Here is a 10,628-nt window from a genome sequence, read left to right on the forward strand (position 1 = left end):
ATATGGATTATAAAGTCTCAAATATATTGATTGTTTCTTTCATACTACATGTAATTGCATTTATATTATTTTTAAAATGGCTAGGAAAAAAGGAGTCTAGTACATTTAGAAAACCGAATAAGATAAAAGTAGTAGGCATTAGTATTTTGATTGTAATGATGCCGTTTATTTTAAATACAATCCTCCAGACATTGAATAAAACATGGTACTACGCAGGAAAAACAGGGGTAGAAGCAATAGAATATAAAAAAGAAGATAGCCAGTGTAGAATGGAGAAAAATGGAGAGAATATCCAACCGAAGTGCATTGTTACTTTAAAAAATTATCGTAATCATTCACAAGCATTAAAAGTTGTTTTATACGATAATGCAAACGAGAATTCAAAAAGCTATCCAGTACCGAAACCAGTCTATTTACAAAAACATGAGACAAAGCAATTCGAATTTCAAGTTCCTGTTTCTTATAATAGAGGTATTGAAAAAGATAAAGTACCAAATATTAAATTACATTCATTGCATGAAAATGATACGAAATACAATTAATCTGTAAGTAAAAGTTTATGAGTAGGAGCAAGAATTTGAAACGATATAGAAAATCAACTTGAATCATCCAACATACTGCGAGGTAACGGTATATTGGGTGATTTTTTTATGTTATCCCCTTTTTTCACGTATGAAAAGGAGGGATACTTTGTTGGAAATGAAAAACATCACAAGGATCATACATGATTTTTACTTTACGTAATCTGTGAAAGTTAGAGCCATAATAACTAGTTTGCCAATTTTTAATGTCGATATCGGGCCAGTTCACATAGTCACCTAATGTATAAGGATCTAAGTTTTCTCGTAAACCTTTAACCCAGCGTATATTTCGATTTTCTTCATCATCGCATTTCCAAGAGGTAATGTATTCTTGAGCAATAATTGCTTTACGATGAAAATAAGCCGTTTCATTCGGCGAAATATTTTCAACAGCACCTATGGGCGATTGATGCCAAATACTAGCATCTTTATTTGGTGCATGAGAAAGAAAGTATTGCATGATTTGAATGCCTTTAAGGGGAATAGGTTTATAGACATAGGAACCAGAGCGCTTGAAATTTTCAGGGATGTTACCGCCATTAAAAAGTTCAACAGCCTTTATATAAGGAACTTCTTCTATAAAGAGAGAGGGGCTACCAGTTTCAAGAAGAGGTGAAGAATGAGATTTACCTTTGTGAGAAATAAATAAAGCATAAGAATAAAGAATCTACATAGAGTTCAATGAAAACAGTTGCAAACTGTTCATATTTTGTTATGATAGTGTTACGAAAACGTTTGCATAAAATTCCGATGGGATGCAAAAGGAGAGAATGACTATGAATAAGACATGGTGGAAAGAAGCGGTTGCTTATCAAATTTATCCACGTAGCTTTATGGATTCAAATGGAGATGGTATTGGAGATTTACAAGGTATTATTGCGAAACTGGATTATTTAAAAGATTTAGGTATAGATGTAATTTGGATTTGTCCAATGTATAAATCGCCTAATGATGATAATGGTTATGATATTAGTGATTATCAAGATATTATGGATGAGTTTGGTACAATGGCAGACTTTGATGCTTTACTAGATGAAGTTCATAAGCGTGATATGAAGCTAATTATTGATTTAGTTATTAATCATACGAGTGATGAACATCCATGGTTTATTGAATCACGTTCATCTAAAGATAATCCGAAGCGTGATTGGTATATTTGGCATGATGGTAAAGATGGTGCGGAGCCAAACAACTGGGAAAGTATTTTTAATGGTTCGGCATGGGAATATGATGAAGAAACAGAACAATATTATTTACATCTATTCTCACGTAAACAACCAGATTTGAACTGGGAGAATAAAGAAGTTCGCGAAGTACTATATGATACGGTTAATTGGTGGCTTGATAAAGGTATTGATGGTTTCCGCGTTGATGCGATCAGTCATATTAAAAAAGAAGAAGGCCTCAAGGATATGCCAAATCCAAAAGAGTTAAAATATGTGCCATCTTTTGATAAACATATGAATGTGAAAGGTATTCAACCTTTATTAGAAGAGCTAAAAGAAAATACATTCTCTAAGTACGATATTATGACTGTTGGTGAAGCAAATGGTGTTAAGATTGAAGATGCTGAGCTATGGGTTGGAGAAGAGCAAGGTAAGTTCAATATGGTATTCCAATTTGAACATTTAAGTTTATGGGATGCAGAGAAGAAGAAAGACCTTGATGTTGTAGGATTGAAAAAAGTATTAACGAAATGGCAAAAAGGATTAGAAAATAAAGGATGGAACGCTTTATATATTGAGAATCACGATAAACCACGTATCGTTTCAACATGGGGAGATGATAAACAATATTGGCGTGAAAGTGCAACCGCTCTAGGGGCGATGTATTTCTTTATGCACGGTACACCGTTTATTTATCAAGGCCAAGAAATTGGTATGACAAATGTTCAGTTACCAAATATTGAAGATTACGATGATGTAGCAATTAAAAATTTATATCGCGAGAAAATTGCAGAGGGCGTACCACATCAAGATATGATGGAGATTATATGGGCTTCTTGCCGCGATAATTCACGTACACCTATGCAGTGGAATGATGAGATGAATGCTGGTTTCACAACAAGTACACCTTGGTTTAGCATGAATCCAAATTACAAAGAAATTAATGTTGAAAAGCAAAAAAATGAAGAAAAGTCTATTTTCAATTTCTATAAGAAAATGATTGCCCTGAAAAAAGAGCACGATGTACTGAACTATGGTACGTATGATTTACTTTTAGAAGACGATCCACAAATTTATGCATATACACGTACGTTACAGGATGAAAAAGTCATTGTAATTAGTAATATCTCAAAAGAGGAAGCTGTGTATAATGAGGGTTCATTTGCACTAGAACGCAAACGTTTGCTTTTAAATAACTATGAAGTTGCGGAACATGAAGAAGTAACAACAATTGCTTTAAAACCTTATGAAACAAGGGTTTATCGCATTTCATAATAAAAAAGGATGCTCTTTGAGCATCTTTTTTTATGAAAAAAAATAAATTTCTATTGCAAAGTGAAAACGCTTTTATTAAAATAGATTTATGAAAACGGTTGCGTAAAAAGAAAAATGATATGAGGAATCGTTTTCATAAAAGGGACAGAAATTATAATTTAAATCATTATGTTGTTATAAATAAAGGGGAGGAAGAACAGATGAAAATTACGTCTTTTGATTTTTGGCAAAAGTTCGGGAAAGCTTTATTAGTTGTTGTAGCCGTAATGCCAGCAGCTGGTTTAATGATTTCCATCGGTAAGTTAATTGGTATGTCTGCTGGGGATGTTAACGCAGTTCATACAATCGCTCGCGTAATGGAAGACATCGGTTGGGCAATCATTACAAATCTACACATCTTATTCGCAGTAGCAATTGGGGGATCTTGGGCGAAAGATCGCGCGGGTGGTGCATTTGCAGCGCTATTAGCATTCGTCTTAACAAACCGAATTACAGGAGCTATATTTGGCGTAAACGCTGAAATGTTAGCGGATTCAAAAGCGAAAGTTTCTTCAGTAATAGCGGGAGATTTAATTGTAAAAGATTACTTTACTTCTGTACTTGGTGCACCTGCATTAAACATGGGAGTGTTCGTAGGGATCATCACAGGTTTCTTAGGAGCTACTTTATATAACAAATATTATAACTATAATAAACTGCCACAGGCATTAGCATTCTTTAATGGAAAACGATTTGTACCATTCGTTGTAATTCTTTGGTCTACAGTTACTGCGATTGTATTATCACTTCTATGGCCATTCATCCAAAGTGGGTTAAATGAATTTGGTCGCTGGATTGCAGCTTCAAAAGATAGCGCACCAGTTGTTGCACCGTTTGTATATGGAACGTTAGAGCGTTTATTATTACCATTTGGTTTACACCATATGTTAACGATTCCGATGAACTATACAGAGCTAGGCGGAACATATACGATGTTAACTGGTTCAAAAGTTGGACAAGTTGTAGCAGGACAAGATCCATTATGGCTTGCATGGATTACAGATTTAAATAATTTACTAGCAAATGGAGATACGAAGGCATATAACGATTTATTAAATAACGTTGTACCAGCTCGTTTCAAAGCTGGACAAGTTATCGGCTCAACAGCAGCGTTAATGGGGATTGCATTTGCGATGTTCCGTAACGTGGATAAAGAAAAGCGTGCAAAATATAAACCAATGTTTTTATCAGCAGCATTAGCAGTATTCTTAACAGGTGTAACAGAACCAATTGAATTCATGTTCATGTTTATTGCTCCAGTATTATATGTTGTATATGCTATTACAACAGGACTTGCATTCGCGCTAGCTGATTTAATTAACTTACGTGTTCATGCATTTGGATTTATTGAGTTAATTACTCGTACACCAATGATGGTTAACGCAGGTTTAACAAGAGACTTAATCAACTTTGTTATTGTTTCATTAGTGTTCTTCGGTCTTAACTTTACACTATTTAATTTCTTAATTAAAAAATTCAATTTACCAACACCAGGGCGTGCAGGTAACTATATTGATAATGAAGATGAGGCATCAGAAGGAACAGGAAATGTACAAGACGGTTCACTAGCAACAAAAGTTATCGATTTATTAGGTGGAAAAGAAAATATTGCTGACGTAGATGCTTGTATGACGCGCTTACGTGTAACAGTAAAAGATTTAGATGTTGTTGCACCAGAAGCACAGTGGAAACAAAATGGTGCTCTAGGGCTTATTGTAAAAGATAAAGGTGTACAAGCGGTATATGGTCCGAAAGCTGACGTATTAAAGTCAGACATTCAAGATATGTTAGGTGCGTAATAATATGAAATTGCTAACTTTAAACTGTCATTCTTGGCAAGAAGAGAATCAAATAGAAAAGATACAATACCTTGCTAAAGTAATTCAAGAAGAAGAGTACGATGTCATCGCATTGCAAGAAGTAAGTCAGTCCATACAAGCTGAAAATGTATGCGGTAACAAGAAAGAAGATAATTTTGGACTTTTACTATTAGAAGAGTTAAAAGCGCTACATGTAAAAGATTACAATATTACTTGGGATTTCTCTCATATTGGTTATGACGTGTATGAAGAAGGATTAGCGATTATAACGAAGCATCATATTATAAAAGAAGATACGTTCTTCATTTCAGAAAACGAGGATACAACGTATTGGAAAACACGTAAAATTGTAAGTACAACAATTGCTTATAATGGTAAGGATATAACGTTTTACTCTTGCCATCTCGGTTGGTGGAATGATGAAGAAGAGTCATTCAAAGGTCAAGTTGATCGTTTGATGGAGCGTGTAGATAGCAATAAGCTCGCCTTCTTAATGGGGGATTTTAATAACAATGCTCGGTTGGAAGGCGAAGGTTATGAGTATATGATGCAAAAAGGGTTGTATGACACATATGAATTAGCAATAGAGAAGGATGAAGGAACGACTGTCCAAGGTGAGATTGCTGGTTGGGATGAAAATAAACATAATTTGCGAATCGATCTAATATTGTGTAACCAAAGTAAAAAAGTTCATTCTTCAAAAGTTATTTTTAATGGTACAAACAGAAATGTAATTTCAGATCATTTCGGTGTAGAGGTTCAATTGGATATATAATAGAAGAAATCCTCACAGAGAATAAAAGCTGTGAGGATTTTTTTTAGGAATACAAGTATTTCCAAGAGAAAATACTTGTATTTTTTATGACATTTCATATATATTTGTTATTATTGAATGTAAAACCGATTTGGTCATTTTGTATTCATACTTTGACTCACTTCGTTATATAATGAAGTAAGTGAAAGTTAATGGGAAAAAATAGTACGTTTTTGGTTAATACACGATGTAGAAAGTGATATAATTGCAAAATGCATGTATCATTTTCTAAAGAAGGAAAAATATATAATTAGGTGATAACTTCTATGAAACAAATTTGGCGTATTTATAAGACAGATTTACGGAATGTAGCCAAACATTGGGCTGCAATTGTTATTGTTTTAGGATTAATGATTTTACCATCGTTATATGCATGGTTTAACATTAAAGCTTCTTGGGATCCATATGGAAATACAAAAGAGGTTCCCATTGCAGTTTCTAACCAAGATGCAGGTTCTAATTTAAGAGGGAAAGATATTAATATCGGGAAAGAGATTGTAGACTCCCTTAAGAAAAACAAAAATCTTGGCTGGAAATTTGTAGATGAAAAACAAGCAATTTACGGAGTTGAGCGTGGGGATTATTATGCAAGTATTACGATTCCAAAAGACTTCTCTGAAAAAATCGCAACTGTTCTGGATGAAAATCCGAAAAAACCAGAACTGGATTACTATGTAAATGAGAAAGTAAACGCGATTGCACCGAAGATTACAGCAAAAGGTGCATCAGGTATTACAGAAGAAATTAGTAAAAACTTTGTAAAAACAGCAAACGGTGAGATTTTTAAAATTTTCAATGACCTTGGAATCGATTTAGAAACAAACTTACCAAGTATCGAGAAAGTAAAAGATCTTGTCTTTAAGCTAGAAGCGCAGTTCCCAGAAATGAATACACTTATGGATAAGGCGTTAGATGATGCAACTCGAGCAGAAGATGTTGTGAAAGTAGCGCAAAAAGAGTTGCCAGTTGTAGAGAGTATTATGAATGATGGGCAAGAAGCGTTAGGGAATTTAGATAAATTCTTTGCGAGAAATGATGAAACATTGCAACGTGCCCCAGAAACTATTAAGAATAATTTAATGGTAATGCAAAAAGGTTTAGATGGTGCGGCGGCAATTACGGATTTCTTAAAGAATCCATCATTGGATTTCAATCTGGCACTTCCAGATCCAGCTAAATTCCCAGTGTTGCCTAATATAACTATTCCGCAAGTACCACAAATACCAGAAATTCCAGCGTTACCGCAAGTGAATGGTGAGGGGTATAAAAACATTGCTAAAAATATTAATCAAACTGTAAATAATGTTTTTAGTTCAATACGTGTCGGAACAACTTATGCACAAGGCGTTATAAATGGGTTGCAAAATGGTAATTTTGATCCAGAAAAAGCGAAACAAGATCTTAATAAGGTTTCTGAGACGCTGCAAGGTCGAGCAGATAGTGTTTCATATTTAATTGATGTCTTTACTAAATTTAAAGATTCTGCATCAACTGATTTTGGAAAAGAATTCTTCCAAAAGAGAATAGAAAGATTAACAAATCTTAAATCAGCTATTGAAAATGCAAATGGTGGCGTTAAAGATATTGCCAATATTATTGGTACAGGGCAAGAAGTGAAGCAAGATGTAAGAGATGCTGCTAATAAAAAATTGGATACAATAAATAACTTGGTAAATCAAGCAGAAGCAGATTATAATGCGACGTTTGTAGCAGATTTCGAAAAAGCAGTAAGCACAGCTGAGCAATTGAAAAACAAAGCTGAGAATGTAAAAGAAGATGCGCAGCAACTAAGAGGTAATTTAAATCAAGATATCAAAAAGGCAAATGAGTTAGTAAACCAAACAAATGAAGCGTTAGACAATGGTAGAGAGAAATATGATAAAGCTGTAAATGATTACAGCAGATTAAAAACAGAGCTTGAAAAAGCAAGAGAAGACTTAAGTAACAAAGGTGTTAACGGATTAGATTCTACAAAAGTAGCCTTAAATGATTTGAATGGGCAGTTCAAAGCAAGTTGGAATTTAGTTAATGACATGATTCCAGTTCTGGAAAGTACAAATAAAGTGTTAGCTGATGTGAATAGTGATAAAAACCTTAATGGTACAATTTCTAAGTTAAATAAAGCAAAAGATGGTTTGCAAAAAGGAATGGATTTAACTGATAAAGGAATTGACGCTATTAATAAAGGTCAAAAACCAGCAGCTGATGTTATTGAAAGTATTAATCAAGTGTCTAAAAGTGTTTCGGGCCAAATTGGTGACATTTTAGCTAAATATGACTCAGAAATCACTCCAAATTTCAATGCAGCAATTGCTCGCACAAAAGAGATGTCTAAAAACACATCTCAAATTTTAAAAGAGGCAGACAAAAAGCTTCCAGATGTTAAAAAATTACTAGAAGATTCATCAAAAGGTTTAGTAGATGGTAAAAAGAAATTAGCAGACATTAAAGCTGAAATGCCAGCTACTGAGAAAAAGATTAAAGAATTAGCAGATAAAATTCGTGATTTTGAATCTGAAGAGGATTTAAAAGACATTATACGCTTATTGAAAAATGATGTTGAAAAGCAAAGTGATTACTTTGCGAATCCAGTAAATTTAAAAGAAAATAAATTATTTGCGATGCCGAACTACGGTTCAGCGATGTCACCATTCTATACAGTGCTTGCATTATGGGTAGGCGCATTATTAATGGTTTCATTATTAACGGTAGAAGTACACGAAGAGGGCGCGAATTATAAGAGCCATGAAATTTACTTCGGACGTTTATTAACATTCTTAACGATAGGTCTTTCACAAGCGTTTATCGTATCGATGGGAGATATATTCTTACTCGGTACGTACGTAGTCGATAAGTTCTGGTTTGTGTTATTTAGTTTATTTATTGGTGGAGTCTTCGTTTGTATCGTATACTCACTCGTTTCTATTTTCGGAAACGTTGGGAAATCGATGGCGATCATTTTACTTGTACTACAAGTAGCAGGGTCGGGCGGAACATTCCCAATTCAAATGACACCGAAATTCTTCCAAGCAATTTATCCGTTCTTACCGTTCACATACGCAATTAGTGCAATTCGTGAAACGGTAGGCGGAATGCTTTGGGATATCGTAATAAGAGATTTACTTGTGTTAAGTGTTTTCGTAGTAGTTATGATTGTTGCTGCGTTATTACTGAAAACACCAATTAACAAATCAAGTGAAAAATTTGTTGAGAATGCAAAAGGAAGTAAAATCATTCACTAAAATAAAAGGTTCCTACCGATAGAGGTAGGAACCTTTTTGTTTAATCAAATTTTAATTTTTTTAATGCTTCCGCGAATGGGTTATTTAATGGTTCTTCTTCTTTTTTCTGTTGTTTCATATATTTTTGAACGTCGCGTTTATCGGCTTTGTTTCCAGATTCTTTTTTACGTCGCTCTTGGAATGTTGATAATTTCTCGCGATAGCCACATTTACATGCGAAAATTTGGCCTGCACCCTCACCACGTAATTCTAGTTTCTTTTTACATTGCGGACAGCGAGCATTTGTTGTACGAGATACATTTTTACGATGACCACATTCACGGTCTTGGCATACGAGCATTTTTCCCTTTTTTCCATTTACTTCTAGCATTGGTTTACCGCAATCTGGACAAGACTTCGTTGAAATGTTGTCATGTTTATATTTCTTATCACTCGATTTAATTTCAGAAACAATTTCTTTCGTATAGTTCTTCATTTCCGAAATGAATACTTCTTTCTTTAATTTTCCTTTTGCAATTGCTTCAAGTTTTTGTTCCCACTCACCAGTTAGTGTAGGTGATTTTAATTCTTCTGGTACTAAATCAAGTAATTGACGACCTTTTGATGTAATGTGAATATCTTTACCACGTTTTTCAATTAAGAAAGAATTGAAAAGTTTGTCGATAATATCTGCACGTGTCGCTACAGTACCTAATCCACCAGTTGATTTTAACGTATCAGCAAGTTGTTTATTTTGCGTATCCATATATTTTGTAGGATTCTCCATTGCTGAAAGTAAAGTTGCTTCATTAAAGCGTGCAGGTGCTTTCGTTTGACCTGATGTTTGCATAAGTAACTTTACAGTTAATGTATCGCCCTTTTCAATGTGAGGTAGAATCTGCTCTTTTACGTCATCAGTTACATCATCGTCTTCAAATCGATTTTCGTATACTTCCTTCCAACCAGCATGTAAAATCGTTTTTCCGCGTGCAATGAATGTTTCATTGCCGACCTTTGTGCGTAACGTTAGTTGTTCGTATTCGAATGCTGGGAATAAAACAGCTAAGAAACGTTTTACAACTAAATCATAAATTTTGCGTTCTTTATCTGTGAATGCTGCGAAGTTAACATATCCTTCTGTTGGAATAATCGCATGATGATCGCTTACTTTACTATCATCAACAAATGATTTGTTAGGTTTGATAGGCTTTTGTAATACTTTATGTGCGAAGGGACGGTATTCTCCAACACCACATGCTTTTAGACGTTCTGGAAGTGTTCCGACGATATCAGATGAAATGTAGCGTGAATCTGTACGAGGGTACGTTAGTACTTTATGCTGTTCATACAATTTTTGCATAATATTTAATGTTTCTTTAGCAGAGTAACCGAACTTTTTATTTGCATCACGTTGCAATTCAGTTAAATCGTAAAGACCAGGAGAGAATGACTTCTTCTGTTTCTTATCAATTTCCACAACAGTAGCATTTTGTTTATCTAAACTTTTTACAATACCATCGATTTTTTCTTTATTAAAACTACGGCTATTGCCATTTGCATCTTGCCAAGTAAGTTTGAGCTTTGAAGTTCTTTATTTCATCTTCACGACTAGCAATCATAGCAACAGTAGGGGTTTGTACATGTATACTGTTTTTAGGGCGAAATTTAATATATTCTTTTAATAGTAATGATATCAATAATAATTTCACCCA

5 protein-coding genes and 2 pseudogenes are annotated in these 10,628 nt (G+C 34.2%); 5 read left to right on the top strand and 2 right to left on the bottom strand.

Features of this window, described 5'->3' with window-relative positions; genetic code table 11:
* Nucleotides 1–542, top strand: a 542-nt coding sequence (locus ACQGS6_RS16945) for an ABC transporter permease (protein WP_426965339.1), incomplete at its 5' end; no start/stop codon positions are given.
* Nucleotides 543–666: 124 nt separating this feature from the next.
* Here the strand turns inward: ACQGS6_RS16945 and ACQGS6_RS16950 are convergent.
* Nucleotides 667–1,203, bottom strand: a pseudogene (locus tag ACQGS6_RS16950) (BBE domain-containing protein); the annotation flags it as partial.
* 154 nt (nucleotides 1,204–1,357) lie between these two features.
* Here ACQGS6_RS16950 and ACQGS6_RS16955 point away from each other — a divergent pair.
* The 4 genes from ACQGS6_RS16955 (at nucleotide 1,358) to ACQGS6_RS16970 (ending at nucleotide 8,937) form a co-directional block, all read left to right on the top strand.
* Nucleotides 1,358–3,022 carry a glycoside hydrolase family 13 protein gene (locus ACQGS6_RS16955; protein WP_001044703.1) on the top strand — a complete coding sequence of 555 codons (1,665 nt, stop codon included), beginning with the start codon at nucleotides 1,358–1,360 and terminating at the stop codon, nucleotides 3,020–3,022.
* 200 nt (nucleotides 3,023–3,222) lie between these two features.
* On the top strand, nucleotides 3,223–4,860 hold the full coding sequence (locus ACQGS6_RS16960) for a PTS transporter subunit IIBC (RefSeq protein ID WP_000705560.1): 1,638 nt from the start codon (nucleotides 3,223–3,225) through the stop codon (nucleotides 4,858–4,860).
* A 4-nt stretch (nucleotides 4,861–4,864) separates the two neighbouring features.
* Nucleotides 4,865–5,656, top strand: a complete 792-nt coding sequence (locus tag ACQGS6_RS16965) for an endonuclease/exonuclease/phosphatase family protein (RefSeq protein WP_326318632.1) — start codon at nucleotides 4,865–4,867, stop codon at nucleotides 5,654–5,656.
* A 305-nt stretch (nucleotides 5,657–5,961) separates the two neighbouring features.
* Nucleotides 5,962–8,937 (top strand): YhgE/Pip domain-containing protein, encoded by a 2,976-nt coding sequence (locus ACQGS6_RS16970; protein ID WP_326318633.1) that lies wholly within the window; start codon nucleotides 5,962–5,964, stop codon nucleotides 8,935–8,937.
* A 40-nt stretch (nucleotides 8,938–8,977) separates the two neighbouring features.
* Here the strand turns inward: ACQGS6_RS16970 and topB are convergent.
* Nucleotides 8,978–10,628, bottom strand: a pseudogene (topB, locus tag ACQGS6_RS16975) (DNA topoisomerase III); the annotation flags it as partial.

The sequence above is a fragment of the Bacillus sp. GMs2/2 genome (assembly GCF_050172095.1).
Taxonomy (GTDB): Bacteria; Bacillota; Bacilli; order Bacillales; family Bacillaceae_G; genus Bacillus_A; species Bacillus_A cereus.